This is a genomic window from Frigoribacterium sp. PvP054 (genome assembly GCF_040547465.1).
In the GTDB taxonomy this organism is placed as follows: Bacteria; Actinomycetota; Actinomycetes; order Actinomycetales; family Microbacteriaceae; genus Frigoribacterium.
The window spans coordinates 34,764-61,740 of the sequence record NZ_JBEPPU010000011.1 but is presented as its reverse complement, the minus strand read 5'-3'; the positions used below and the strand labels follow the sequence as shown (position 1 = coordinate 61,740).

Below are 26,977 nucleotides of genomic sequence, written 5' to 3'. Positions count from 1 at the left end.
GCGCCGGCTCGACGGGCCCGCGGTCGCCCTCAGTCGAGCACGGGCCGCCGCACGAGCGAGGCGGGGCGGCGGCTGGTCACGGCACTGCCCGCGGCGACCACGAGCGGCAGGACGACGACCACCACCGCCAGCGCCCACCACGGCGGTGCGAAGGGCAGGTCGGCGGCCCAGACCATCGCCGCCGTGGGCACCAGGCCGAGCACCGTGCCGAGCGCCGCGCCGAGGCCCACGACGACCACTCCCTGCCAGAACGACATCGCCCGCCGCTGTCGATCGGTGCCGCCGACGGCCTGCATGGTGATCTGGTCGCTCAGGCCCTCGGCCCGGGCCAGCCCCAGGGCGACGGCGGCCGCCGCCGCCAACACGAGGGCGGCGGCGACGAGCGCCACGACCAGCCCGAGGTCGAACGGCGAGCCGTAGGACGAACTCTGCAGCGAGGCTCGTCCGTCGGTCGCCGCGGTGACGTCGGCGCCGACCCTCGTCAGCTCGTCGGTCGTCGGCTGCCGGTCGAGCGTCAGCACGACGGCCTCCTGGTCGAGGGCGAACCCCGCGGCCCGGGCGGTCTCGACGCTCATCACGACGGCTCCGTCGGTGAACGAGGTCGGCCGCTGGACGATGCCCTCGAGCGTCAGGGACCGGGACGGGGTGGAGAGGTCGTGGCCCCGGGCGACCTCGTCCGGCGAGGCCAGGCCGATCGTGACCCGCCCGTCGACGACGAGCGAGGGGTCGAAGGCGACGACCCCGCCCGAGTCGAAGGCCGCCCGCGCGGCCGCACTCGGCTCCGCGCCGAGGGCCACCTCGAGGCCACGGTCGTCCGTCACCACGACGTTGTCGTACGACGACCCGCCGAGCGGGAACGTGCAGGCCGGGTCGGCCCGGGTGATGCGCTCGATCTCGCGGCTCGACAGGCCGCTCAGGCGACCGCCGGACGCGTCGCAGCCGTCGGGCACGTGCACGACGGCCCAGGGGGTGACGGCCTCGACCGGCACCGACGAACCGCTCGAGTCGAAGTCGCCCGGCACCGGCGTCAGCCAGGTCACCTCGGAGGTGACCGGCAGCTCACGGGCCACCGCGGCGACGGCGGCCTGGTCGAGGCGTTCGGCCTCGGGCGAGCCGGCGGGCACCCGGAGGTCGGCGGAGAGGTCGTAGGCGACGGCGACCGTGCCGTCGGGGAAGGGCACGTACGTCGAGCGGCTCGACTGCTGCGAGGCCGCCGTCGACATCGAGGCGCCGAACACGGCCACGAAGACGGCCGTGGTCACGGCGGCGACGGCGGGGGCGGTGCGGGCGACGCCGTGGGTCGCGTCGCGCAGGGCCAGGCGGAGCGGCACGGGGGCGCGGGTGGACGACCGGCCGAGCGCGTGCAGCAGGGTTGGCACGAGCAGCAGCACCCCGACCAGGGCCGTCACCGCCGCGACCGCGAGCCCCGCGAACCCGGCCCACCACCAGCCAGAGCCGACCGCCACCGAGGTGCCGTACGAGACCCAGCCGGCCCCGAGGCACGCGAGGGCGCCGACGGCCACGAGGGCTCCCGCGACGACCGGTCGTCGGAATTGACGAGGTGCCCTGGGCGCCCCGGGTGCCCGGGGCACCCGGGTCGCACCGGCGGTCGTGCCGCCCCGCAGCGAGGCCGTCACGTCGACGCGGGCGGCGCGGCGGGCGGGCACGACCGCCGCGATCCACGACACGAGCACGGCGAAGAGGCCGATGCCCGCGACGACGACGCCGGGCACGTGCACGCCCCAGAGGCGGAACGGCCCGAGGTCGACCCCGGACCGGAGGGCGAGTGCGACGGCGGCGATGCCGACGTCGACGCCGACGGCGAGGCCGGTCACGGCCGCGACCACGCCGACCCAGACCCCCTGGCGGGCCACGACGCGCGTCAGCGTGCGCTGGTCGGCGCCCACGGCCGCGAGGACCGCCAGGGTGCGTCGCTGTCGCCGTGCACCGACGCCGAAGGCCGCACCGGCGAGCAGGGCCACCTCGGCCCCGGCGAACACGGCGAAGACGAGGCCCAGGGCGGCGTAAGTGCCGGCGTTGCCGTCCACGTCGCTCATGACGCCCGGGGTGCCGGGCGCGGGCGGGTCGGCGACGACGTCGGCCGACCAGGTGACGTAGCCCGCGCGGCCCAGGGCACGGACCTCCGACCAGTCCACGCCCTGCCCGACCAAGTACTGCTCGGTGGAGGGGTCGCCCGGGTCGGGGGCCCCGGCCGCTGGGGGCGAGAGCGCCTCCGGGGCGAACACCTGCTGCTCGGGGCCGTCCCGCTGCGAGAGCACGCCGACCACGTGGACCTCGACGTCGCGCGGCCCGTCGGTGCCGACGAGGTGGTGCAGCGTGGTCGTCGACCCGACGGTCAGGTCGGCGTCACGGGCGAGGCCCGGCGTGACCAGCACCTCGTCGGCACGCACGGGCGCACGACCCCCGTCGAGTCGGTAGCGGCCGTCGAAGGCCGGGTCGGTGACCGGGCCGAGGACGACGCTGGCCGACGTGGTGCCGACCCTCGTGTAGACCGTGCGCAGCGTGAGGACGCGGTCGACGCCCGGCACGACGTCGTCGACCGGCCGCCAGGCGACGGGGTCGCCCTGGGCCTGGCTCGTCGTCTCGGGGGACTGGCGGGTCTCGGAGCCCGTCCACTGCACCCGCGCCGCCGTCCGCCCGAGGGTCGCCTCGATCTCTTGTGCCGTGGTCGGCTGCGCGCTGGCCACCAGCACGGCCGCGCCCGACGCCCCCGCGACCGGCAGGGCGATCAACAGCACGACCATCACGTACTGTCGCAGGCGCTTGAGCACCTGCCGCCGGGCGACGAGGTCGACGGCGGACGAGGAGGCGCGGCCCGCGCGACCGCGGCCGTCACGCTCGGGCACCGCGGCCCGGGCCCGCTGCGGCGCGGGGCCGTGACCGGGGCGCGACCCCTCGCGGCCCACCGTCACCGCGCCTCCGGAGCCAGCAGCGACTCGGGGCCGCGCGGCGCCGACTCGTCGACCAGGCGCCCGTCGCGCAGGAACACGATGCGGTCGGCCCAGGCCGCGTGGCGGGCGTCGTGCGTCACGAGCAGCCCGGCGGCCCCGGCGTCGACGCGCTCGCGCAGCAGGGCCATGACCTCGTCGCCGGTCGTGCTGTCGAGGGCTCCGGTCGGTTCGTCGGCGAGCACCAGGCGTCGACTGCCGACGAGCGCACGGGCGATCGCCACGCGCTGCTGCTCGCCACCGGACAGTTCGGCGGGGAACGCCCGGCCCCGACCGGCGAGGCCGAGGCTCGCGAGGGCGTCGTCGGCGGCGCGGCGGGCGGCCTTGGCCCCGATGCCGTCGAGCTCGAGCGGCAGGGCCACGTTCTCGGCCGCCGTGAGGGTGGACACGAGGTTGAACTGCTGGAACACGAAGCCCACCGACCGTCGGCGCACCCGCGCGACCTCGGCGGGGCTCAGGTCGGCCAGCCAGGTGCCGTCGACCTGCACGTGGCCGGCGGTCGGCGTGGTCAGCCCGCCGGCGATCGCCAGCAGGGTCGACTTGCCCGACCCCGAGGCGCCCATCACGGCGACGAGCTCGCCCTCGTGCACGGTCAGGCTCACTCCGTCGAGGGCGGTGCGGGCGAGGTCGCCGCTGCCGTGCTCGTGCCGGACGGCGAGCATGGTCAGCACCTCGGCGCGGCCCGTCACGACCGGCCCCGGAGGGTCTCGCCGCGCGCCCGGTCGGACCCGGCCGCGACCCGCGCGGTCGTCGTCGGGCCGGCCGTCGGCGAGCCCGGCGTCGCGTCGACCGCCCACTGCCGCTCGGCGAGCGACGCCCGGCGCACGCGCGACTCGACGTGGTCGAGCCAGCGCACCTCGGCCTCGGCCGCGAAGATCATCGAGTCGACGACGAGCTGCCAGGCGAACTCGCCCGGTGCGCCCGGGTCGCCGCCCGCCCGCTTGCCACGGGTCAGGCGTTGCAGCTTCGCCAGGGAGGCGCGGCGCTGGGTCTGCACGAGCGTCACGACGTCGACCCCGGGCAGCGTCGCGGCGAGGGCGAACTTGAGCGGCAGTTCGTCGCGGGTCGCGTCGGGGCTGTCGACCGCCGACGCGAGCCAGCGGGCGACCTCGGCGCGGCCGGCCTCGGTGATGCGCCAGAGCCGGTGCTGGTCGCCCGGTGCGACCCGGTCGCCGGTGGAGGCGCCGTCGGTGGCCGCGCCGTCGGTCGGGTCGTCCCTCTCGACGAGGCCGTCGCGGTCGAGACGTTCGAGCGTCGAGTAGACCTGGCCGACGTTCAGCGGCCACGTCGACCCGGTGCGTCGGTCGAACTCGCTGCGCAGCTGGTACCCGTAGCCGGGAGCCTGGTCGAGGATCGCCAGCAACCCGAGCCTGACGGTCACGAGGTGCCCACGTCGCCTGGTCGTCCCGCCATGGAGCCCTCCGCTTCTCGTCGCGCAACCCGTGTCACGTGGCGCGACCCCCACCCCCGGCGACCGTGCATACCGAGTATGCCCCGAGCCGACGGCACCGCCAAATGCCGACCCGAGCCCGCCCGGCCCCACCCGGGCCCGCGCGGGCTATCCGAGCCCGCGCAGCCCGGTGTCGGCACCGGTCACGCTGCCGTCGTCCGGCCCGAAGACGAAGTAGTGCACGCGCTCGGCGTCGACCCCGTGGCCGATCAGCGCGGCTCGGGCGATGGCCATGAACGGCACGGGTCCGCACAAGAAGACCCGGTGCGCCGGCGTGAGGTCGACCCGGTCGAGGTCGATCGGGTCGAGGTAGACCCCCGGCCCGTCGATCGACGCTTCGGCCAGGGCGCCGAGGGCCGACAGCGACCCCTGCGTGTAGCTGACGCGCAGGGTCGCGTTCGGCATGGAGGCGACGAGGGCCTCGAGCTCGACCCGGTGGGCGTGCCGCTCGGGCGTGCGCTCGAAGTGCAGGACGGTCACGTGCCGGTCGGGCTCGGTGCGGGCCAGGTGGTCGAGCATGCCGAGCACGGGCGTGCAGCCGATGCCCGCCGACACGAACAGGAGCGGCGCGTCGTCGAGGTCGTCGATGGTCAACGACCCGATCGGCGGCGAGACGCTCACGACGTCGCCGACCCGCAGCTCGCGCATCAGGTACGACGAGACCTCGCCGTCGGGGGCGGGCCGCTCGCCGACCAGCAACCGCGCGCTGATGCGCCACTGCTCGTCGGGTCCGCCGCGCAGGCTGTACTGCCGGATCTGCCGGGCCCCGTCGGCCAGCCGCACCTGCACCGAGGCGAACTGGCCCGCGCGGTACCGGGGCAGGGCCTCGCTGTCGGCCGAGACGAGCGTCAGCGCGACGACGTCCTCGGCCTCGACCCGCCGCTCCGTCACGAGGGCCTCGCGCCACTCCTCGCCCGGCTCGAGGTCGGCCTGCCGGTAGATCGCCTCGACGATCGCGACCATCTCGTCGCGGGCCGCGCGGTACACCTCCGCCCAGGCGTCGACGACCGCCGGGGTGGCCTCCGCGCCGAGGGTGGCGGCGAGGGACTCGGCGAGGTGCCGACCGAACAGGTCGTACTCGTCGCGGGTGACGCCGAGGGCGGCGTGCCGCTGGGCCAGTCGCGACACGATCTCACCGGGCGTCGCGGGGGCGAGGGTCGGCGCCCCCGCCTGCCGGGCGGTGCCGCCGTCCGAGGAGGCGCGGTGCCGGTCTGCGCCGCCACCCGAGGAGGCGCGGTGCCGGTCGGCGTCCGCGGCCCACGTCGACCCCGGGGCCGCCTCGAGCACCGCCTCGGCCAGCGCCACGATCGTGCGGGCCAGCTCGCGCTGCTGCCGCCCCTGGGCCAGGTCGCCCCGGTTGAACCGGTCGCGCAGCAGGTCGGGACGGGCCGCGAACAGCCGGCGGTAGAAGTCGTCGGCGAGGGCCGGGGCGCGCTCGGCGACGACGGGCAGCGAGGCGCGCAGCGCTCGCAGCTGGGCCGTGCTCGCCATGCGGGTCCCTCCGCTCTCGGGGTGACGAGGGTGCCGGTCGCCGGGGCGGCACCTCGAGCCGATTCTGGCGTGCGGCCCCGTGCGCCCCCTGACGGTTGGCTCGGCGTCGAACGACCTCGTGCCTCCTCGGCTCGGCGTGCCGGGGGGGCCGAGGTGACACGTGCGGGTGCCCGGTGCGGGCGGGGCGTGATATAGATAACCCACGTTCTCGTCCGTCGAAAGAGCCGCCGTGCTGTCGCCCCTCGCCCTGCTCCGTCACCGCCCCGTCGCCCGCGCCGTGGTCGCCGCCACCGTGACCGCGTCGGCCAGCGTGGTGGGTGGCGGCACCGTCATGGTGCTCTCGACCCGCGGGGGCGCGGCGGTGGGCCCCGCCACGTTGGTCGCGGGCTTCCGGTCGCTCGCGGCCGACCCGCGAGAGCTGGCGACGGCGACCACGATCATGCTGCTGGCCGGCACGGCCGGTGCCCTGGCCGGGGTGGCCGGAGGGGCGCGGCGTCAGAAGTAGGTGATGCCGTGCACCGGGCGCTCGGGGGTCAGCATCGCCCGCAGCCGGGCGACGGCGCCCTTCCGCCGTTCGCGCACGAGGCCGGCCGCGGCCAGGGTGACCGGGTCGAAGCCGCCGAGCCAGAGCGAGCCGAGCGTCGCGACGTCGAGCTCGAGGTCGGCACGGCGCACGGCGGCCTTCTTGACGGTGGCGTCGCCGCCCTCGCTCGTGATGCGGTAGGTGCCCGCCGCGTGCCCGAGCGAGTCGCCGATCGCGACGGTCACCACGCCGTCGGCGGCCCACGGCCGGGCCTGCAGGGCGGCGACGGGGTCGAGGACGCGGAACCACACGTGGTCCTCGTCGTGGACGATCGTCAGCGCTCGCCCGTCGACCAGCGCGTGGGCGAGGGGGTCGTGCTGCGGGGCGTTCGGGTACCGCACCGTGGCGACCAGGTCGACGGCGAGCAGCAGCTGCCACAGCCCCAGGTACGCGTCGTCGGTGGCGGCGACGAGGTCGATGACGACGAGGGTCTGCGTGCCGGTCGAACCCGGGCCCCCGCCGATCGAGTCCACCCGGTAGGTGACGTAGCCGTCGACCGCCCCGGTCGCGTCGCGGTGGACCGCGGCCCGGACGGCGGGGTCGGGGGTGCCGTCGGCCCGTTCGCGGCGGAGCACGTTGTCCCACGAGCCCTCGTGACGGTCGATCGACCCCGGGGTGCGGCGGTGGAAGCGCGCGAAGACGGCGGGTGCTGTCTCGGTCAGCGAGGCCGGGGTGACGAGCTCGGTGCTGCCCTCGGGCTCGCTCAACAGGCCGCCGGCCCGACGCACGTCGACCTCGACCGTGCGCTCGCGGACCCCCACGCCGAAGCCGAAGCGACGGTAGATCGAGCCCTCGCTCGCGGTGAGCGCGGCGACCGGGGTGCCCGCCGACCTCGCCCTCGCGAGGTCGTCGGTGATCATGCGACGCAGCAGGCCGCGGCGTCGGTGGGTCGGCTGGACCGTCACGCCGGCGACGAGGTCGGCCTCGACGAGGCGGCCACCGCCGACGTGCAGGGTCTTGTCGAACGAGGTGAACGTGGCGACGGGGCGGCCCTCGGCGTCGAGCGAGCCCGGGTTCGCGTCTCGACGGTAGACGCCGGTCAGGCGCCGACCGTCGGCGACGAGTCGCCGGGCGGAGCGGCCCAGGGCGTCGTCGTCCGCCGCGGGCTCGTGGAACCCCATCGACTCGGCGGCGACCCAGGCGGCGGTCGCCGCGTCGGCGCGGGGTGACCCGTCGCCCGCCTCGGGGTCGAGCGCGGCCGCGAAGGTGCGGATGTCGTAGTCGTCGTCGAGGGTGCTCACCGGGCCAGCCTACGGACCACCGCCGACGCTGTCGTCGTCCGCGAGGCGGAGCCCCCGGGAGGCGCGGTGCCGGCCGTCACCGCGCCTCCCGCCCCGCACCTTGTCGCATTCTCGGATATAAAATACAATATGAGGATGACTTCCGACCAGCACCCGTCCGGACCCGCCGCCCCCGCCGGGGACGCGCTCGACCGACTCGGCCTCGCCGGGCCCGCCACCACCGACCCGCCGCCGTCCCGAGGCGAGCGGTCGGCCCGTCGACGCGGCCGTCGGCGTCGTCGCCGCGTCGTCGCCACCCTCGTGGCCGCCCTGGTCGTCTTCGTCGGGGTGCCCGCGCTGGTCCTCGGCGTCGGGGCGGGGTACCTGGTGCACCTCGCCCGCACGTGGGACGACGGCGCGACCACGATCCGCGCGGCCTTCCCCGCCGAGGCCGACCGGCCCGCCCCGGTCGACGACGGAGCCCTCCACGTGCTGCTGCTCGGCTCCGACACGCGTGACGCCGGGGCCTCGGGGCGTTCCGACTCGATGATGCTGGTCCACCTGCCCGCCGACCGCAGCGCCGCCTACGTGATGTCGATCATGCGCGACACGTGGGTCGACGTGCCGGGTCACGGCATGGCCAAGATCAACGCCGCCTACAGCTGGGGCGGCGTGCCGCTGACCGTGCAGACGGTCGAGCAGCTGCTCCAGACGCGCATCGACCACGTGGCCGAGGTCGACTTCGCCGGCTTCGAGGCGATGACCGACGCGCTCGGTGGCGTCGACGTCGTCAGCGAGCGGACGTTCCGGGCGGGTGGCCACGAGTTCGTCCGGGGTGAGAACCACCTCGACGGCGAGCAGGCCCTCGCCTTCGTCCGCGAACGGAAGTCCTTCGCCGAGGCCGACCACCAGCGGGTGCGCAACCAGCAGGCCTTCGTCCGCGGTCTCGTCGGCGGTGTGCTCGACCGCCACACCCTCACCGACCCGGCCGCCCTCTCGGCGTTCGTCGCCGCGACCGCCGACCACGTCGCCGTCGACGCCGGCCTGACGCCGACCCGCATGGCCGAGATCGCCTGGAGCGCCCGTGGCCTGAGGCCGTCCGACCTGTCGACGTTCACGATGGCGACGTCGGGCGGGGGCACCTCGGCGGACGGGCAGTCCTACGTCTCGTTCGACGTCGACCGGCTCTACGCCCTGCGCGAGGCCCTGCGCGACGACACGGTCGCGGACTACCTGGCCGGCGCCTCCTCGGCCTCGCCGGCGGGCTGACGGGCCGGTCGACGGGGCCTCGCGGCCTCAGTCGATCGCCCGCTGCGTCGCCCGGACCGGCAGCATCAGCACGAGGCCGGCCAGCAGGACGAGGGCGATGCCCACGATGCCGAAGCGGGTGTCGCCCGTCGCGCCGACGAACACCGTGAAGAGCCCGGGCGCCAAGAAGCTGACGGCCCGGCCCGTCGTCGCGTAGAGGCCGAAGATCTCGCCCTCGCGGCCCGGGGGAGTGATGCGGGCGAGGAACGACCGGCTCGCCGACTGGATCGGTCCGACGAAGAGCGCCAGGGCCAGGCCGAACACCCAGAACAGGTTCGTCGCGGTGCCGATGGCGAGCACGGCGAAGGCCGCGGCCACGAGGCCGATCAACGACCCGACGATGATCGTCTTGGCTCCGAGGCGGTCGTCGAGCCAGCCGCCGACGAACGTGCCGATGCCGGCCACGAGGTTCGCGCCGACGGCGAAGTAGATCACCATGCTCGGCGAGAACCCGAAGACCTGGGCCGCGATGATCGCGCCGAAGGTGAACACGGCCGCCAGCCCGTCACGGAAGACCGCGCTCGCCAGCAAGAAGAGCAGCACCTGGCGGTTGGTGCGCCAGAGCTTCGCGATCGTCGACCCCAGGAGGCGGTACGAGCGCCACAGCCCCACCCGGGCCCTCGCGGCGGTGGCGGGCAGCTCGGGCACCGACAGCAGCACCGGCACGGCGAACACGGCGAACCACACGGCGGCGACGACGATCGACAAGCGGACGTCCCACGAGCCGCCCGCGGTGCCCGTGGCGACGCCGAGCAGGCCGCCGCGCCCCTCGACGCCGAAGCTCTGCAAGAAGGCGACGAGCAACAGCAGCAGCAGCACGATGCCGCCGACGTAGCCGAGGCCCCAGCCGAAGCCCGACACCTTGCCGATGGTCCTCGGCGTCGAGACCTGCACGAGCATGGCGTTGTAGTTGACGCTGGCGAACTCGAAGAAGAGGTTGCCGACCGCGAGCAGGGCCGCGCCGAAGACCAGGGAGCCCGGCGCCGGGGCGACGAACACCATCGCCAGCATCGCCAGGACGACCAGGCCGGTGTTGATCGCCAGCCAGAGCTTGCGTCGGCCCGACCCGTCGCTGCGCTGGCCCAGCACGGGCGCGAGCAGGGCGATCAGCACGCCCGCGATCGTCAGGGCCGTCGAGATGACCGTCGCGTTCTCGGCCTTGGCCAGCACCAGGGCGGGGTTGCGGGTGTCGTCGCCGGCCGCGGCGACGACCGCCGGGTCGACGAAGGCCCCGCTGGCCAGGTAGGTGCTGAAGACGAACGACGTGACGACGGCGTTGAACGCGGCCGAGCCCCAGTCCCACAGGGCCCACGACACGACCCGTCGACGCGGGATCGGGCTGCTGTCGGCGAGCGTCTGCGCTGCGGTCATGGGGGTCAACCTAGTGGGCGGACGTGACCGACGCGGGCCGCGCCTCCTGGTCCGTCACGGCACGATCGGGAGTTGAGCCGTTCTGGCTCAACTTTCAGGTTCACAGCTTGACCTCGGCGGCGAGGTGAGTAAAGTTGAGCCTGGCCGACTCAAGGCCGGCCCCCAAGGCTTTCGTCACACCGCACCACGAAGGAGAAATCGCACATGGCACGTGCAGTAGGAATCGACCTCGGCACCACCAACTCGGTCGTCAGCGTCCTCGAGGGTGGCGAGCCCACCGTCATCGCGAACGCCGAGGGTCTGCGCACGACCCCCTCGGTCGTCGCGTTCACCAAGGACGGCGAGGTGCTGGTCGGCGAGACCGCCAAGCGCCAGGCCGTCACCAACGTCGACCGCACCATCGCGTCGGTCAAGCGCCACGTCGGCACCGACTGGAAGGTCGAGATCGACGACAAGAAGTACACCCCGCAAGAGATCAGCGCCCGCATCCTCGGCAAGCTCAAGCGCGACGCCGAGCAGTACCTCGGCGAGGACGTCACCGACGCGGTCATCACCGTGCCGGCGTACTTCAACGACTCCGAGCGCCAGGCCACCAAAGAGGCCGGCGAGATCGCGGGCCTCAACGTCCTGCGCATCATCAACGAGCCGACCGCGGCCGCCCTGGCCTACGGCCTCGACAAGGGCAAGGAAGACGAGCTCATCCTCGTCTTCGACCTCGGTGGCGGCACGTTCGACGTCTCGCTGCTCGAAGTCGGCAAGGACGAGGACTTCTCGACCATTCAGGTGCGCAGCACCTCGGGTGACAACCGCCTCGGCGGCGACGACTGGGACAACCGCATCGTCGAGCACCTGATCAAGAAGTTCAAGGACGCCCACGGCGTCGACCTGTCGACCGACAAGATCGCCAAGCAGCGCCTGAAAGAGGCCGCCGAGCAGGCCAAGAAAGAACTGTCGTCGAGCACCTCGACCAGCATCCAGCTGCCGTACCTCACCCTGACGGCCGAGGGCCCGCTCAACCTCGACGAGACCATCTCGCGCTCGCAGTTCGAGCAGTGGACGAGCGACCTGCTCGACCGCACCAAGAAGCCGTTCAACGACGTCATCAAGGAGGCGGGCGTGAAGGTGGGCGACATCGCCCACGTCGTGCTCGTCGGTGGTTCGACCCGCATGCCGGCCGTCACCGAGGTCGTCAAGCAGCTCACCGGTGGCCAGGAGCCCAACAAGGGCGTCAACCCCGACGAGGTCGTGGCCGTGGGCGCCGCCCTGCAGGCCGGCGTGCTGAAGGGCGAGCGCAAGGACGTCCTGCTGATCGACGTCACCCCGCTGAGCCTCGGCATCGAGACCAAGGGCGGCGCGATGACCAAGCTCATCGAGCGCAACACGGCCATCCCGACCAAGCGCAGCGAGACCTTCACGACGGCCGACGACAACCAGCCGTCCGTCGCGATCCAGGTCTTCCAGGGCGAGCGCGAGTTCACGCGTGACAACAAGAACCTCGGCACCTTCGAGCTGACCGGCATCGCCCCGGCCCCCCGTGGCGTGCCGCAGATCGAGGTCACGTTCGACATCGACGCCAACGGCATCGTGCACGTGTCCGCGAAGGACAAGGGCACCGGCAAGGAGCAGTCGATGGTCATCTCGGGCGGCTCGTCGCTGTCGAAGGACGACATCGAGCGCATGGTCCGCGAGGCGGAAGAGAACGCCGCCGAGGACAAGGCGCGTCGCGAGGCCAACGAGACCCGCAACTCGGCCGAGCAGCTCGTCTACTCGATCGAGAAGCTGATCAAGGAGAACGACGACAAGCTGCCCGCCGACGTCAAGTCCGAGGTGCAGGCCGACGTCGACTCGCTCAAGTCGGCGCTCGCCGGTGACGACGAGTCCGCGATCAAGCCCGCGTTCGACAAGCTCAACGAGAGCCAGCAGAAGCTCGGCCAGGCGATCTACTCGCAGAGCCAGGCCGACCAGGCCGGCGCCGCGGGTGCCGCGGGCACCGACGGCGCTCCGGCCGACGGCCAGGCCCAGGGTGACGACGAGGACATCGTCGACGCCGAGGTCGTGGACGACGACGACAACGACAAGAAGTAGAGGCGGTCGGCATGACTGACCAGAACAAGACGCCCGACGACGAGCCGCGTCCCGCGACCCCGTCCGAAGACGGGGGCACGGCCGACGTGGTCGACCCCGACGAGCTCGTCGACGCCGAGGCGCCCGACGTCGAGGTCCCGGCCGACGCCGGGGCCCCGGCGGGTGCCAAGGCCGCGGCCGAGGCGATGGCCGGGGCCCCCGAGGGCACCGAGACGCTCAGCGCCGACGACGAGGCCATCCTCGACGCGGCGAGTGCCGACCTCGTGGCCGACATGCGTCAAGACATGCTGAGGGCCCAGGCCGAGCTGGTGAACTTCCGGAGGCGCGTCGAGCGTGACCGTGAGGCGAACCGCGAGGCCGTGGTCGCCGAGGTCGTCCGGTCGCTGCTGCCGGCGCTCGACGACCTCGCCCGTGCCGAACAGCACGGCGATCTCGCCGAGGGCCCGATGACCGTCATCGCGCAGAAGATCCGCGGGGGGCTCGACAAGTTCGGCCTGACGCAGATCGGCGCGAAGGGCGACGTCTTCGACCCGAGCAAGCACGACGCCCTCGTCCAGCTGCCGAGCGCCGACGTGACGGTCAACACCGTCGCCGACGTCATCGAGCCGGGCTACACGATCGGCGACCGGGTCATCCGGGCCGCCAAGGTCGCGGTGCACACCCCGCAGTGACACCCCGGTGACGGGCGGCCTCCGGGCTGCCCGTCACCACCCCCTGCGACGCGAGTCGCGACCGGCGGTGGGCTCCTCGACGAGGTGCCCACCGCCTCCCCCGTTCTCTCCAGGTCACCGCCGGTCGGTGACCTCCAGTCAAGGAAGGAGGTGCCGCATGGCGAGTCAGGACTGGTTCGACAAGGACTTCTACGCCGTCCTCGGCGTCTCCAAAGACGTCACGCCGGCCGAGCTGAAGAAGGTCTACCGCAAGCTCGCGCGCAAGCACCACCCCGACAGCAACCCGGGCGACGCGGCCAGCGAGGCCAAGTTCAAGGAGATCAGCGAGGCCAACTCGGTGCTCTCCGACCCCGAGCAGCGCCGCGAGTACGACCAGGTGCGGGCGATGGGCAACGGGGCTCGCTTCACGGCCGGCAGCGGCGGCCCCGGAGGCTCGGGTGGCGGGTTCGAGGACGTCTTCGGCGGCATGTTCAACCAGGGCGGTCAGCGCACGCAGTTCCGCCAGGGCGGCGGCGGCGGGTTCGACGACATCTTCGGCGGCATGTTCGGCGGTGGCGGCTTCGGCCAGACCAGCGGCGGCTACCGTGGCTTCGGCGGCCCGTCGAAGGGCCGTGACATGACGGCCAGCACGACCCTCGACTTCCAGACCGCGATCGTCGGCGAGACCATCACGCTGCAGGCGTCGAACGGCAAGCCGATGAAGGTCCGCATCCCCGCGGGCGTGCACGACGGCCAGAAGATCAAGCTGCGCGGCCGGGGCGAGCAGAGCCCCGACGGCGGCGAGGCCGGCGACATGGTGCTCACCGTCGCGGTCCGCAAGCACCCGGTCTTCGAGCTCGACGGCAAGAACCTGCGGCTCGACGTGCCCGTCACCTTCGCCGAGGCCACCCTCGGGGCGACCATCGAGGTGCCCACCCTCGGCGGCGACCCGGTGCGCCTCCGCGTCGCGCCGGGCACCCCGTCCGGACGCGTGCTGCGCGTCAAGGGGCGCGGCGTCCACGCGAAGGACGGCGTGGGCGACCTGCTCGCCACCGTCCAGGTGGCCGTGCCCGCGCACCTCAACGACAAGGCCCGCGAGGCCGTCGAGGCGCTCGCCGCCGCCCTGCCCGCCGAGAACCCCCGCGACGACCTGATCGCCCGCGCCCGGGCCTGACCGCCCGCGCCTGGTCTGATCGACCCGGGCCTGACCGCGCGGCCCGCGCCTGACCGCCCGGCGCCACGACACCGCCGAAGGAGCAGCAGATGGACCGCCCGCAACCGCACGCCGCCCCGCTGGACGAGGACTCCCCGCTCTTCGCGATCGCGACGGCCTCCGAGCTGTCCGGCTTGCACGCCCAGACGCTGCGGCAGTACGACCGGCTCGGCCTCGTCGTGCCGCAGCGCACGGCCGGCAAGTCGCGTCGGTACTCGATGCGCGACGTCGTGCAGCTGCGCGAGATCGCTCGGTTGGGCGGCGAGGGCGTGTCGCTCGAGGGCATCAGGCGCGTCCTCGAGCTCGAGAACCAGGTGACGTCGCTGCAGAAGCGCGTCCGCGAACTCGAGCGCGCCCTCGCCGACGAGCTGGTCAACCGGCCCGGGGCACGGGTCTTCGCCGCGGGCGAGGGCGGGGTCGTCCCGCTCAAGCACGGCACGCGACCCACGCGCCAGACGTCGGTGGTCGTGTGGCGGCCGCTGCGCTGACGGCCCGGGCCCGCCCGGCCGCCCGGCCGCAGGGTGCGGGTGCCGGCGACCGCTAGCGTGGCCTGGTGATCGACTTCGACCGGCTCCGCCGATGGCCCGACGTCGAGGCACCCGAGCTCGTCGCGCACGACGCCACCGACCGGCTGCTGCTCGACACGGCGCGCGAGGCGCTCGTCTCGCGGTCGGACGACGTCGTCGTGATCGGTGACCGGTACGGCGCCCTCACCCTCGGCACCGCCGAGCTGGTCGGCGGGCACCCCGTGCGCGTGCACCAGGACTCCCTCTCGGGTGAGCTGGCCCTGGCGGCGAACGCCGAGCGGCTCGAGCTCCCGGTCACCTGGAGCCACCACGGGCTCGACGCCGACCTGCTCGCCGGCGCGCGGACGGTCCTGCTGCAGTTGCCCCGTGGCCTCGACGCGCTCGACGAGATCGCCGAGCAGGTGGCGGCCCACGCCCACCCCGGGGTGCGACTCGTCGCCGGCGGGCGCGTGAAGCACATGACCCTGGCCATGAACGACGTCCTACGCCGCCACTTCGGCGAGGTGACCGCGGGGCTCGCCCGCCAGAAGTCGCGCGTGCTGACCGCCACGTCCCCGCGCCCGGGTGCCCAGCGCACCTGGCCGAAGGCGTCGGAGCACGGCGAGCTGGTCGTCGTCGCGCACGGCGCGGCGTTCGCCGGCAGCACGATCGACATCGGCACCCGCCGCCTGCTCGCGGTGCTCGACCGCGTCGGACCCGAGCGCCTCGACGTCGTCGACCTCGGTTGCGGCACCGGGGTGCTCGCCGCGTCGTTCGCGCTCGCGCACCCCGAGGCGCGCGTCGTCGCGACCGACCAGTCCTGGGCGGCGGTCGAGTCGGCCCGGGCGACGACGGCCGCCACCGGCGTCGCCGAGCGGGTCCGCGTCTCTCGCGACGACGCGGGTGCGAGCCTGCCCGCGGCCTCGGCCGACCTCGTCCTGTTGAACCCACCCTTCCACGTGGGAGCCACGGTCCACGCGGGCATCGCCCACAAGCTGTTCGTGGCGGCGGCCCGACTGCTGCGTCCCGGCGGTGAGCTCTGGTGCGTCTGGAACTCCCCGCTGGGCTACCGGCCCGACCTCGAGCGGACCGTCGGCCCGACGGAGCAGGTCTCGCGCGATGCGAAGTTCACCGTCACGCGGTCGACCCGGCGGGCGCCGACCGTCTGATCGAGGGCGCCGACCGGCCGCGCCCTGGACGTCCTGACGGTGGACGGACGCGCGCCCGTCGAGGGTCAGTCGAGTCGCAGCGAGGCGTCGATGTAGGCCAGCAGCGCCTGGGCGTAGGCGTCCTCGGCCTCGGAGGCGCGGTGTGGGACGGTCTCGTCCGTGCCGGTCACGCGCGTGCGCACCTCGTACCCGCCCGTGCCGCCGTCGCCGGGGGTGCGGTGGAGGCCGACGAACGCGGGCCCGAGCAGCTCGCGCAGCTGGTCCTCGCGGGGCAGCCACAGGGCGTCGGCCGCCGCGACGGAGTCCAGTGCCCATTCGGTGGTGCCGTTGAACCCGAGGACGGTGCCGGTCGGGTACTCGTGGGCCTCGATGGTCATGTCGCTCAGGGTGAAGACGTCGGCTTCGAAGCCCTCGGTCTCGAGGACGAAGCGGTCGCCGGGCCGGGGTCGCCACCGGAGGCCGGCGTCGCGCAGCCGTCGGGCGAGTCGATGATCGAGCACCCGGCCATCGTGCACCGCCCGCGAACCGCTGTCCGCGATGCCCGTGTCCCCGGCTGGTCCGTGGGCCCGCGCCGATGCGTGCAGCGACTGCCGGACGGACGCGAGCGGCCGGACCTCGGGAGGTCCGGCCGGTCGGTCGTGCTCGGGGTGGGTGTCAGGCCTTCGGGGCGAAGTCCCTGACGGGGGCGGTGGTCTCGCCGGCGTTGCCGGCGTCCTGGACGAAGTCCAGGGACCACACGTAGGTGCCCATGTTGGTGCGGGTCCACGACCAGGTGCCGTTGTCGGCGACGGTGGTGGTGCCGAGGACGAGGCCCTTGAGGTTCTGGACCGTGATGGTCTTGCCGGGGGTGCCGGTGCCCTCGAAGGTGTAGGCGGCGTTCGCGGTGTAGCCGGCCGCGATCTGGGCGGGGGCGGGGTTGGTCACCTGGACGGGGCCGGCGTCGGGGTCGGGCTTGAAGCCGGTCAGGGCGACGGTCTGCTCGCCCGGCGTGCCCTTGTCCTGGACGAAGTTCATGCTCCAGTTGTAGGTGCCCATGTTGCTGCGGGTCCAGGCCCAGACGCCCTTGTCGTCGACGATGGTGGCACCGAGGCGGAGGCCCTTGAAGTTCTCCACGGTGATCAGTCTGCCCGGGGTGCCGGTGCCGCGGAAGGTGTAGGCGGAGTCGGGGATGTAGCCGGCGGCGAGCTGGGCGGCGTCGGGGTTCGTCAACGCCAGGGGGCGAGCCGTCTCGGCATCGTCCTCGTCAGGGTTCAACACGATGGTGTCGGTGGTGGTCAAGTTGCCCTGAGAGCGCATCGTGGCGGTGAAGGTGTGCCTGTGCTCGCCGTCGACGTCGGGGACCCTGACGGACCAGGTGCCGTTGTTGATGCCGCTCGTCGAGGCCACGACGGTGTCGCTGCCCTTCTCGGTGATCTCCACGGCGGCGCCGTACTGGCCGTCACCGCGCATGGTCAGGGTGCCCCCGGACCAGGTGCTGCCGGCGCGGGGTGAGGTGATGTCGACTTCGGCGCCGTAGTTGAGGGTCACCTCGTACGAGCCGGCGTCCGTGCCCTTGATCGACTGGGTGGCCTCGAAGGTGTGCAGCCCGGCACCCGGGGCCGGGACGGGGGTGGACCAGGAGCCGTCGTCGCCAGCCGTGGTCGTCGTCTCGAGGCCGTTGTCGTCGACGACGCGGATGTCGGCCTTGGCTTCGGCGGTGCCCGAGAGGACGGCGTCGTGGTCGTTGCCGCGGCTGTCGAACTCGGCCTTCGCGGTGATGTCTCTGACCACGACCTGGACGTCGTGGTCGAGGTCGGCGCCGATCTGCTCGCCGCCTTCGAATTGCTGGAAGGTCACGATGTTCGACCCCTGCGTGAGGCCGTCCACGAGGACCGTCGCCTTGCCGTCGCGGTCGAGCTCGACCTCCCTGGCCTGGTAGTCGAGCGACAGGCCGGGGGTGCCGGTGACCTCGACGACGGCCGTCCCGTCGTACACGCTCGTGGACTGCACCGTCGCGCCCAGCTCCGTCACGGGGACGTCGACCGTGGACGGGGACTTGCCGAGCGACACGTTGTTCTCGTCGAACGACTCGGCCGTGAAGGCGTTCTCTCCGAGGGCGAGTCCCTTGACCGTCGTGGTCCACTCGCCGGTGGTCGGGTCGGCCTGGGCGGTCTTGTTCGTCTCCGCACCTTTGACGCGCACCACCGCCCCCGGCTCGGAATGTCCCTTGACGACAGCCGTGCGGTCGTACACGTCGATGCTCAGGGTGTCAGCGTAGGAGGCCCCGATGTCGGCTGCGCCCGCCACGAGGGGGATCGAGACGGATGACGTCGAGTTGCTCGTGGCCATCCAGACGCCGTACTTGCCGGTGACCTTGGTCGATGGGTACTTCTCGAACTGGAGAACGGAGTCGGTGGCTCGAATCCAGCTGGCCGCGGTGTCGCAGTTGACTCCGGTCAGCGCGCCGTTCGCGTTGCCGATTCCTAGACAGGCGCCGGTGACCGAGACGTCCTGCAGCTGGAACCAGCCGCTCTTCCTGGCCTTGATGGGAAAAGAGGCGGTCTTGCTCAGCGCCGTAGCGAGGGAATCGGCGGTCCCCGCCTGTGTGTAAGAACCGTTCTTGAACAGGTAGTCGAACTGTGTCGCACCTCGATGGAACACCAGACGGACGCCTTTCTGTGCCTTCGCGGCCTGAGGGTCCGTCGTCGAGACGGCACCGGCGGCGGCCCCGGTCGAGAGCGATGACGCGAGCGTCAGCGCGGCGAGGCCGAGTGCGGCCCCGGTCTTGGCGATCTTCATGGTGTGTGTCTTTCGTGGTCGGCCCGACGGGCGGTGAACAACAAACACATCACATGGTATGCGATATTCATGACCCACGCCTTGTCGCGTGCCCCGGGGGGCGACCCTGGACGGTGCCGCCGGGCAGACGGAAGCGGCCGGACCTCGGTGAGGTCCGGCCGCCAGGTCGTGCTCGGTCGGTCGTGCCGTGGGGGCGTCAGCCGGCCGTGATGGTGTTGCCGGTGCCGTTCGTGGTGTCGTCGCCGAGGATCTCGGGGGCGTCGCCGCCGTAGGTGATGGTGTTGTCGTTGCCGGTGGGATCGATGCGGTGGACGCTGTCGAGGGTCACGGTGTTGCCGTCGCCCATCACCGAGAGGTCGTCGACGGGGCCGAGGGTGGCGGTGCCGCCGTCGCCGAGGACGATGACGGTGCTGCAGCCCTCCGGCAGCGAGAGGTCGGTGTCGGTCTCGGTGAACTGGAGGTAGGCGATGCCGTCGACGCACTCGTTGTCGGGCTGACCGGTCGGGGTGGGCAGGGGGTCGGCGGTGTCGGGGGTGCTCGTGCAGCCGGTCAGGGCGCCGAGCAGGGCGAGACCGGCGAGCGCGGTGGCGAGGAGGGGTTTCGTGGTCATGGCGGGTTGGCCTTCGTCTCGATGGTGCGGGCAGGGGGCCCGAGGGCGGCGCGGGGCACCGCCCTCGGGGTGGGCTCGACGGGTTCACCGCGTGGGTGGACGCGTCGTGCTCGGGGTGGGTGTCAGGCCTTCGGGGCGAAGTCCCTGACGGGGGCGGTGGCTTCGCCGGCGTTGCCGGCGTCCTGGACGAAGTCCAGGGACCACACGTAGGCGCCCATGTTGGTGCGGGTCCACGACCAGGTGCCGTTGTCGGCGACGGTGGTGGTGCCGAGGACGAGGCCCTTGAGGTTCTGGACCGTGATGGTCTTGCCGGGGGTGCCGGTGCCCTCGAAGGTGTAGGCGGCGTTCGCGGTGTAGCCGGCCGCGATCTGGGCGGGGGTGGGGTTGGTCACCTGGACGGGGCCGGCGTCGGGGTCGGGCTTGAAGCCGGTGAGGATGCCGCGCTGTTCGTCGGCGCCTCCCTTGTCGGCGATGAAGTGGATCGTCCAGTTGTAGGTGCCCATGTTGGTGCGGGTGAACGCCCAGTCGCCCTCGGCGTCGGTGGTGGTCGCGCCGAGCTTCATGCCGACGGCGTTCTCGACCGTGATCGCGGTGTCGGGTGCGGCGGTGCCGGTGAAGGTGAACGAGCTGCCCGGGGTGTAACCGACGCTGACGTCGGCGGGGTTCGTGATCACGACGGGCGTGCCGGGCTTGGGCGTCTCGGCACCGGGCTTGAACCCGGTCAGGGCGACGGTCTGCTCGCCCGCCGTGCCCTTGTCCTGGACGAAGTTCATGCTCCAGTTGTAGGTGCCCATGTTGCTGCGGGTCCAGGCCCAGGTGCCCTTGTCGTCGACGGTGGTGGTGCCGAGCTTCATGCCCTTGAGGTTCTCGACCGTGATGGTCGAGTTCGGCTTGCCGGTGCCGCGGAAGGTGTACGCGGCGTTGGGCGTGTAGCCGGCGGCGAGCTGGGCGGCGTCGGGGTTCGTCAGCGCCAGGGGGGCGGCCGTCTCGGCTTCGTCCTTGTCGGGGTTCAGCACGATCGTGTTGGTCGTGGTGAGGTTGCCCTTGGAGTGCATCGTGGCGGTGAAGGTGTGCTTGTGGTCACCGTCGACGTCGGGGACCCTGACGGACCAGGTGCCGTTGTTGATGCCGGTGGCCGAGGCCACGACGGTGTCGCTGCCCTTCTCGGTGATCTCGACGGCGGCTTCGTACTGGCCGTCACCGCGCATGGTCAGGTCGCCGCCGGCCCAGTTGCTGTCGGCCCGGGGCGAGGTGATGTCGACCTCCGCGCCGTAGTTCAGGGTCACGTCGTACGAGCCCGCGTCCGTGCCCTTGATCGACTGGCTGGCCTCGAAGCCCTGGATGCCGGCACCCGGGGCCGGGACGGGGGTGGACCAGGAGCCGTCGTCGCCGGCGGTGGTCGTGGTCTCGAGGCCGTTGTCGTCGACGACGCGGATGTCGGCCTTGGGCTCGGCGGTGCCCGAGACGATGGCGTCGTGGTCGTTGCCGCGGCTGTCGAACTCGGCCTTCGCGGTGATGTTCGCCACGACGACCTGGATGTCGTAGTCGAGGTCGGCGCCGATCTGCTTGCCGCCCTCGTACTGCTGGAACCGGACCGTGTTGGCACCGGTGCTCAGGCCGTCGACGGTCACGGTCGCCTTGCCGTCGCGGTCGAGCTCGACGTCTCGGCCCTGGTAGTCCAGCGACAGGCCGGGGGTGCCGGTGATCTCGACCACGGCCGTCCCGTCGAACACGCTCGTGGACTTCACCGTCGCGCCCAGCTCCGTCACGGGGACGTCCACCGTGAACGAGTACTTGCCAACGGACTGGTTGTCCTCGTCGAACGACTCGAACGTGAATGCGTTCTCTCCGAGGGCGAGACCCTTGACCGTGGTGCTCCATTCGCCGGTGGTCACATCGGCCTGCACGGTCTTGTTCGTTCCCGCTCCCTTGACGCGCACCACCGTACCCGGCTCGGCGTAGCCCTTGACCATGGCCGTCCGCTCGTACACGTCGATGCTCAGGGCCGTGGCTGCTGCAGTGGCATCGTCCAAGCTCGCCAGGCGATCGTTGTAACTAGTGTTCGTGGAGAGCTTCAAGCCCGAGCTCTCGTTGAAGTAGAAGGTAGTGCCCCACCGTGATGTGATGCGTCCGTTCGATGCCACAGAGAAGACCTGATCGGCACTGGACACATCGCAAGTCTCGAGCTCGATCTTGGCCGTCTGGTCGTGTCCGACCAGGCACTGGCCGTTGGCCGAGGTGATGGGCCCCTTGGTTCCGATCCCAGGGAACACGTAGAGAGCCGCATTCTTCTTCGCCTCTTCGTAGGTTGGCACCTTCTCTCCCTGGGCGAAGTCCCGGTCGTAAGCGACGTAACCGTTCAGGCCGCTGAAAGTCCAGACGAACGGTGCGAGGAATCGGCTTGCGGAGGTGTCGGGAGCAGCGTTCGCCGCCGCCCCCATCGAGAGCGACGACGCGAGCGTCACCGCGGCGAGGCCGAACGCGGCCCCGGCTTTTGCGATCTTCATAAGGGTGTGTGTCTTTCGTGGTCGGCCCACCGGGAGGGCAGGCGAGAAACAGAACAACAGAAATACTACATTCGCAATGTACATATTTCAACCGCGAGATGAGTCACGCGAAGATTCCGCAGCCCTGGCGCCCGAGGCGACCTGGTCGTAAACTTGAGTCAGGCCAACTCAACTTCGACCCGACGAGTGGGCCACCGCCTCCTGTCCGTCACCTCCACGAAAGGCACCACCCATGGCGAACCTGCAGGGTGCCCCCGCTTCCGACGAGAAGCAGAAGTCCGCGCTCGAGAAGTACGGCGTCGACCTCACGGCGATCGCCCGCAGCGGCAAGCTCGACCCGGTCATCGGCCGCGACGCCGAGATCCGACGCATCAGCCAGGTGCTCACCCGGCGCACCAAGAACAACCCCGTGCTGATCGGTGAACCCGGCGTCGGCAAGACCGCGGTCGTCGAGGGGCTCGCCCAGCGCATCGTCGAGGGCGACGTCGCCGACAGTCTCAAAGACAAGCGGCTGATCAGCCTCGACCTGGCCGCCCTCGTCGCCGGCGCGAAGTACCGCGGCGAGTTCGAGGAGCGCCTCAAGGACGTGCTGAAGGAGATCACCAAGAGCGACGGCCAGGTCATCACCTTCATCGACGAGCTGCACACCCTGATGGGCGCCGGCGGCGGCGAGGGCTCGGTCGCGGCCTCGAACATGCTCAAGCCCATGCTCGCCCGCGGCGAGCTGCGGCTGATCGGCGCCACCACCCTCGACGAGTACCGCCAGTACATCGAGAAGGACGCCGCCCTCGAACGGCGGTTCCAGCAGGTGTACGTCGGCGAGCCGAGCGTCGAGGACACCGTCGCGATCCTCCGCGGCCTGAAAGAGCGGTACGAAGCGCACCACGGGGTCACGATCACCGACGGTGCCCTGGTGGCCGCCGCCTCCTTGTCGAACCGGTACATCCCCAGCCGCCAGCTGCCCGACAAGGCGATCGACCTCGTCGACGAGGCGGGCAGCCGCCTCAAGATGGAGATCGACTCGTCGCCCGTCGAGCTCGACCAGCTCTACCGCGGCCTCGTCCGGCTGCAGATCGAAGAGCTCGCCCTCAAGAAGGAGAAGGACGACGCCTCGCAGGCCCGCCTCGCCACCCTGCGCGAGACCATCGCCGAGCGACAGGCCGCCTACGACGCCCTGAACGCCCGGTGGCAGGCCGAGAAGGCCGCCCTGCAGGGCGTCGGCACCCTGCGCAGCGACCTCAACGAGGCCCGCATCGACGCCGACCGGGCCCTGCGCGAGGGCCGGTACGAAGACGCCGCCCGCATCAGCTACGAGCGCATCCCCGACATCGAGAAGCGCCTCGCCGACGCCGAGTCCTTCGAGAAGTCGGACGACCGCTTGGTCAGCGACTCGGTCACCGACGCCGACATCGCCGAGGTCGTCGCCGCCTGGACGGGCATCCCCGTCGGGCGGCTGCTCAGCGGCGAGACCGAGAAGCTGCTGCACCTCGAGAGTGAGCTCGGGAGGCGCCTCATCGGTCAGAAGGCGGCCGTCCAGGCCGTCTCGGAAGCGGTCCGACGCACCCGCGCGGGCATCAGCGACCCCGACCGCCCGACCGGTTCGTTCCTCTTCCTGGGGCCGACCGGCGTCGGCAAGACCGAGCTCGCCAAGGCCCTCGCCGACTTCCTCTTCGACGACGAGAAGGCGCTCGTCCGCATCGACATGAGCGAGTACGGCGAGAAGCACAGCGTGTCCCGCCTTGTGGGCGCGCCTCCTGGTTACGTCGGCTACGAGGCCGGCGGCCAGCTGACCGAAGCCGTCCGGCGTCGCCCCTACAGCGTGGTGCTGCTCGACGAGGTCGAGAAGGCGCACCCCGAGGTGTTCGACGTGCTGCTGCAGGTGCTCGACGACGGCCGGCTGACCGACGGCCAGGGGCGCACCGTCGACTTCCGCAACACGATCCTCGTGCTCACCTCGAACCTCGGCTCGCAGGTCATCACCGACCCGTCGCTCAGCGACCCCGAGAAAGAAGAGCTCGTGCAGGGGCTCGTCCGTCAGGCGTTCAAGCCCGAGTTCGTCAACCGGCTCGACGACATCGTGGTGTTCTCGACGCTCAGCGCCGACGACCTCGGCCAGATCGTCTCGCTCTACGTCGACCGCCTCGGCCGCCGTCTGGGCGACCGCCGCCTGTCGCTCGCCGTCACCCCCGACGCCCGGGCCTGGCTGGCCGAGCGCGGCCACGACCCGATCTACGGCGCCCGCCCGCTGCGCCGGCTCATGCAGCGTCAGATCGACGACCGCCTGGCCATGGCGCTGCTCGGTGGTGAGGTCGTCGACGGTGACACCGTCCGGGTCGACGTCGCCGACGGCGGCGAGTCGTTGACCGTCGTGCGGGACGAACCCCGCGAGCCCACGCCCGACGATCTCGACGACCTCGGTGCCTGAGCGCGCGTCGACGACGGGCAGACTGTCGTCATGAGCGTCTGGGTCAAGATCTGCGGGTTGTCCACCCCCGAGACCGTCGACGCGGCCGTGCGGGCCGGTGTCGACGCCGTGGGGTTCGTCCTCGCGCCGGGCAGTCCCCGCACGATCGACGCCGAGGTCGCGCGCACGCTGGTGGCGCGCGTGCCGGACGGCGTCGAGACCGTGGGCGTGTTCCGCGGCCAGGCGATCGGGCGGGTGCTCGAGCTGGCCCGCGCCTCCTCGGTGTCGACCGTCCAGCTGCACGGCGACGAGACGCCGGCCGACGTCGCGGCGGTCAAGGCGGCCGGGTTCCGGGTCATCCGGGCGGTCTCGGCCGCCGACTACGCCGCCGAGGCCCAGGAGGCGCGGGCCGCGTTCGACGAGGACCGCTTGTTGGTCGACGCGGCGGTCCCGGGCTCGGGCACGGCGTTCGACCCGGCACCGCTGCTCGCGAGCCCGCCTCCCGGCGAGTGGTTGCTCGCCGGGGGGCTCGACTCCGAGACCGTCGCCGAGCGGGTGGCCGCCCTGCACCCGACCGGCGTGGATGTCAGCTCAGGTGTCGAGTCGTCGCGCGGCGTGAAGGACGTCGGCTTGATCGAGGCCTTCGTCACCGCCGCCCGCGGCTGAGCCGCCGCCCGCGGCTGCGCCGTCGGACCGCGGCCAGCGCCGTCAGACCGCGGCCAGGGCCGACGTCGGCGGGATGCGGGCCGCCCGCGACGCGGGGTAGAGGCCGCTCAGCCCGCCGATCAGCACGGTGGCCGCGAGACCGCCGCCGACGGCCCACACGGGCACGACGACGGGCCAGCCTTGCGAGAGCGCGAACGCCGCCGTCACGGCACCGCCGATCAGCACGCCCGCCGTGCCGCCCAGCAGCGACAGCAGCAGCGACTCGACCAGGAACTGGTCGCGGATGTGGCGCCGTCGCGCGCCGAGGGCGCGGCGGACGCCCACCTCGGCCCGCCGTTCGAGCACCGTGATCACCATCGTGTTGGCCACGCCGATGCCGCCGACGAGCAGGGCGACGCCGCCGATGCCGAGCAGCAGGCCGGTGAACGAGTCCTCGGTCGCCTGCTGCGCCGCGAGGGCGTCCGACGGTCGGCTGACCGCCACGCCGGCCGGGTTCTCGGGGTTCACCGCGCGGGCGAGCACGTCGCGCACCGACCCCACCCGCGTGGGGTCGGCCCGGGCGTAGACCTGCGTCGGGTGCCCGTCGAAGCCGAACAGCTCGGCGGCCGCGGCCGCGGGGACGAACGCCGAGTTGTCGAGGTCGGGCGCCAGGGGGATCGGGGCGAGGACGCCCGCCACGGCCACCCAGCGGCCGGCGATCCAGACCCGGGTCGTCGGCTCCACTTCGTCGATGCCGAGGGTGGCCGCCGCGGTCGCCCCGAGCACCACCCGGGGCAGCTCGGCCGGGGCCGCGCCGAACCACGTGCCCGACGCGACCTGCCCCCGCAGCACCGAGAGCAGGTCGCCCTGCACCGCCGTGAGGGCGATGCCGCCGGACGCCGCGGCCGGGATGCGGTCGCTGCGGTAGACGCCCTCGTCGGTCAGGCGACCGACGCCGGCCGCCTGCTCGACGTCGGACCGCTGGTCGAGCACCCCGACGGCGTCGACCGGCAGCGGGACGTCGTCACCGCTGAACGACTGGCCGGGTCGCACCTGCAGCAGGTTCGTGCCGAGCCCCGCGAGCACCCGGTCGAGCGCGGCCTGGCTCGACGACGAGATGCCGACGACGGCGATCATCGCGGCGATGCCGATCGCGATGCCGAGGGCCGAGAGCACGACCCGGGTCGGACGCGTGCGCAGGCCGAAGACGCCGAGGCCCAGCAGGTCGCGTGGCGACACCCGGCCGGCGCGTGCTCGGGCGCGGCCCGCCGACGCCGGGGCCGCAGCCGAGGCGGAGGCGGCGCTCACGACGACACCACCCCGTCGCGCACGTGCACCCGGCGCGGCAGCGACGCGGCGAGGCCGAGGTCGTGCGTGATGACGACGATCGTCGTGCCGCCCGCGTTGAGGTCGTGCAACAGCTGCAGCACCGACGCGCCCGAGGTCGAGTCGAGGGCGCCGGTCGGCTCGTCCGCGAGCAGCAGCGTCGGGTCGCCCACGATGGCTCGCGCGATGGCGACGCATTGCTTCTCGCCGCCCGACAGCTCGTGCGGCCTGTGGCCGAGCCGCTGCCCGAGCCCGACCTTCTCGAGGGCGACGCGTGCCCGGGCGATGCGCTGCCCGCGGGCGACCCCGGCGTAGAGCAGGCCGTCGGCGACGTTCTCGGTCGCCGTGGCCCCCGCGGCGAGGTGGAAGTGCTGGAACACGAAGCCGATGTGCTCGGCCCGCAGCCGCGACACGTCGTCGTCCGACAGGTCGCCGACGTCGTGGCCCGCGACCCGCACCGAGCCCTCGGTCGGCCGGTCGAGCGTGCCCATCACGTTGAGCATCGTCGACTTGCCCGACCCGCTCGGGCCGACCACGGCGACGAACTCCCCGCGGCGCACGACCAGGTCGGCCCCGTCGAGCGCGGCCAGCGAGCCGTACCGCTTGGTGGCTCCCCTCAGCTCGAGGACGACGTCGTCGCCCCCGACGTCGGGCCCCGAGGAGGCGCGGGTCGCCTCGTCCGTCGTCGTCAC

Annotated in this window: 21 protein-coding genes; 9 read left to right on the top strand and 12 right to left on the bottom strand. The window is 72.7% G+C overall.

The features are described 5' to 3' along the window. Positions 1 to 29: 29 nt before the first annotated feature. From ABID81_RS13195 to ABID81_RS13180, 4 genes are all read right to left on the bottom strand, one after another. The gene (locus tag ABID81_RS13195) at positions 30 to 2,933 is read right to left on the bottom strand and encodes an FtsX-like permease family protein (RefSeq protein ID WP_354595247.1); all 2,904 of its coding nucleotides are present in this window, start codon (positions 2,931 to 2,933) and stop codon (positions 30 to 32) included. After that, positions 2,930 to 3,631 carry an ABC transporter ATP-binding protein gene (locus ABID81_RS13190; protein WP_354595296.1) on the bottom strand — a complete coding sequence of 234 codons (702 nt, stop codon included), beginning with the start codon at positions 3,629 to 3,631 and terminating at the stop codon, positions 2,930 to 2,932. The genes ABID81_RS13195 and ABID81_RS13190 overlap by 4 nt, the downstream gene beginning before the upstream one ends. Before the next feature lie 23 nt (positions 3,632 to 3,654). Next, positions 3,655 to 4,350 carry a PadR family transcriptional regulator gene (locus ABID81_RS13185; RefSeq protein ID WP_354595246.1) on the bottom strand — a complete coding sequence of 232 codons (696 nt, stop codon included), beginning with the start codon at positions 4,348 to 4,350 and terminating at the stop codon, positions 3,655 to 3,657. Between the two features lie 177 nt (positions 4,351 to 4,527). Further along, positions 4,528 to 5,910: a globin domain-containing protein gene (locus tag ABID81_RS13180; RefSeq protein WP_354595245.1), complete on the bottom strand. Its 1,383-nt coding sequence runs from the start codon at positions 5,908 to 5,910 to the stop codon at positions 4,528 to 4,530. A gap of 229 nt (positions 5,911 to 6,139) precedes the next feature. Here ABID81_RS13180 and ABID81_RS13175 point away from each other — a divergent pair, with 229 nt between their 5' ends. After that, entirely contained in the window at positions 6,140 to 6,415 is a 276-nt protein-coding gene (locus tag ABID81_RS13175; protein ID WP_354595244.1) for a hypothetical protein, read from the top strand. Here the strand turns inward: ABID81_RS13175 and ABID81_RS13170 are convergent. Continuing rightward, positions 6,406 to 7,734: a GNAT family N-acetyltransferase gene (locus ABID81_RS13170; protein WP_354595243.1), complete on the bottom strand. Its 1,329-nt coding sequence runs from the start codon at positions 7,732 to 7,734 to the stop codon at positions 6,406 to 6,408. The genes ABID81_RS13175 and ABID81_RS13170 overlap by 10 nt on opposite strands. 135 nt (positions 7,735 to 7,869) lie before the next feature. Here ABID81_RS13170 and ABID81_RS13165 point away from each other — a divergent pair, with 135 nt between their 5' ends. Further along, a complete protein-coding gene (locus tag ABID81_RS13165) occupies positions 7,870 to 8,982 on the top strand; it encodes an LCP family protein (RefSeq protein ID WP_354595242.1) in 1,113 nt (370 codons plus the stop codon). 27 nt (positions 8,983 to 9,009) lie between these two features. Here ABID81_RS13165 and ABID81_RS13160 read toward each other — a convergent pair whose 3' ends face one another. Beyond that, positions 9,010 to 10,392, bottom strand: coding sequence for an MFS transporter (locus ABID81_RS13160; RefSeq protein WP_354595241.1), 1,383 nt, complete (start codon positions 10,390 to 10,392; stop codon positions 9,010 to 9,012). Positions 10,393 to 10,596: 204 nt separating this feature from the next. On the opposite strand from ABID81_RS13160, the gene dnaK reads away from it, so the two are divergent. The 5 genes from dnaK to ABID81_RS13135 all read left to right on the top strand — a co-directional run bounded on the left by dnaK (position 10,597) and on the right by ABID81_RS13135 (position 16,015). After that, positions 10,597 to 12,477 (top strand): molecular chaperone DnaK, encoded by a 1,881-nt coding sequence (gene dnaK, locus ABID81_RS13155; RefSeq protein ID WP_354595240.1) that lies wholly within the window; start codon positions 10,597 to 10,599, stop codon positions 12,475 to 12,477. Positions 12,478 to 12,488: 11 nt separating this feature from the next. Continuing rightward, entirely contained in the window at positions 12,489 to 13,148 is a 660-nt protein-coding gene (locus ABID81_RS13150) for a nucleotide exchange factor GrpE (RefSeq protein ID WP_354595239.1), read from the top strand. A 157-nt stretch (positions 13,149 to 13,305) separates the two neighbouring features. Next, positions 13,306 to 14,301 carry a DnaJ C-terminal domain-containing protein gene (locus ABID81_RS13145; RefSeq protein WP_354595238.1) on the top strand — a complete coding sequence of 332 codons (996 nt, stop codon included), beginning with the start codon at positions 13,306 to 13,308 and terminating at the stop codon, positions 14,299 to 14,301. 89 nt (positions 14,302 to 14,390) lie between these two features. Further along, positions 14,391 to 14,828, top strand: a complete 438-nt coding sequence (locus ABID81_RS13140) for a heat shock protein transcriptional repressor HspR (RefSeq protein WP_354595237.1) — start codon at positions 14,391 to 14,393, stop codon at positions 14,826 to 14,828. Positions 14,829 to 14,890: 62 nt separating this feature from the next. After that, positions 14,891 to 16,015, top strand: a complete 1,125-nt coding sequence (locus ABID81_RS13135) for a class I SAM-dependent methyltransferase (RefSeq protein ID WP_502915228.1) — start codon at positions 14,891 to 14,893, stop codon at positions 16,013 to 16,015. Between the two features lie 65 nt (positions 16,016 to 16,080). Here the strand turns inward: ABID81_RS13135 and ABID81_RS13130 are convergent, their stop codons facing one another. From ABID81_RS13130 to ABID81_RS13115, 4 genes are all read right to left on the bottom strand, one after another. Further along, positions 16,081 to 16,515, bottom strand: coding sequence for a pilus assembly protein CpaE (locus tag ABID81_RS13130; RefSeq protein WP_354595235.1), 435 nt, complete (start codon positions 16,513 to 16,515; stop codon positions 16,081 to 16,083). Between the two features lie 154 nt (positions 16,516 to 16,669). Beyond that, complete coding sequence (locus tag ABID81_RS13125) at positions 16,670 to 18,793, bottom strand: Ig-like domain-containing protein (protein ID WP_354595234.1); 2,124 nt, start codon at positions 18,791 to 18,793, stop codon at positions 16,670 to 16,672. A gap of 196 nt (positions 18,794 to 18,989) precedes the next feature. Further along, positions 18,990 to 19,403, bottom strand: coding sequence for a DUF3060 domain-containing protein (locus ABID81_RS13120; RefSeq protein WP_354595233.1), 414 nt, complete (start codon positions 19,401 to 19,403; stop codon positions 18,990 to 18,992). 122 nt (positions 19,404 to 19,525) lie between these two features. Further along, complete coding sequence (locus tag ABID81_RS13115; RefSeq protein ID WP_354595232.1) at positions 19,526 to 21,910, bottom strand: hypothetical protein; 2,385 nt, start codon at positions 21,908 to 21,910, stop codon at positions 19,526 to 19,528. A gap of 232 nt (positions 21,911 to 22,142) precedes the next feature. On the opposite strand from ABID81_RS13115, the gene ABID81_RS13110 reads away from it, so the two are divergent. Together ABID81_RS13110 and ABID81_RS13105 are read left to right on the top strand one after the other, a co-directional pair. Next, complete coding sequence (locus ABID81_RS13110) at positions 22,143 to 24,335, top strand: ATP-dependent Clp protease ATP-binding subunit (protein ID WP_354595231.1); 2,193 nt, start codon at positions 22,143 to 22,145, stop codon at positions 24,333 to 24,335. 30 nt (positions 24,336 to 24,365) lie between these two features. Beyond that, positions 24,366 to 24,980, top strand: a complete 615-nt coding sequence (locus ABID81_RS13105) for a phosphoribosylanthranilate isomerase (protein WP_354595230.1) — start codon at positions 24,366 to 24,368, stop codon at positions 24,978 to 24,980. A gap of 42 nt (positions 24,981 to 25,022) precedes the next feature. Here the strand turns inward: ABID81_RS13105 and ABID81_RS13100 are convergent, their stop codons facing one another. Continuing rightward, positions 25,023 to 26,267, bottom strand: a complete 1,245-nt coding sequence (locus tag ABID81_RS13100; protein ID WP_354595229.1) for an ABC transporter permease — start codon at positions 26,265 to 26,267, stop codon at positions 25,023 to 25,025. Further along, a complete protein-coding gene (locus tag ABID81_RS13095) occupies positions 26,264 to 26,977 on the bottom strand; it encodes an ABC transporter ATP-binding protein (RefSeq protein WP_354595228.1) in 714 nt (237 codons plus the stop codon). Before ABID81_RS13095 ends, ABID81_RS13100 begins: the two co-directional genes overlap by 4 nt.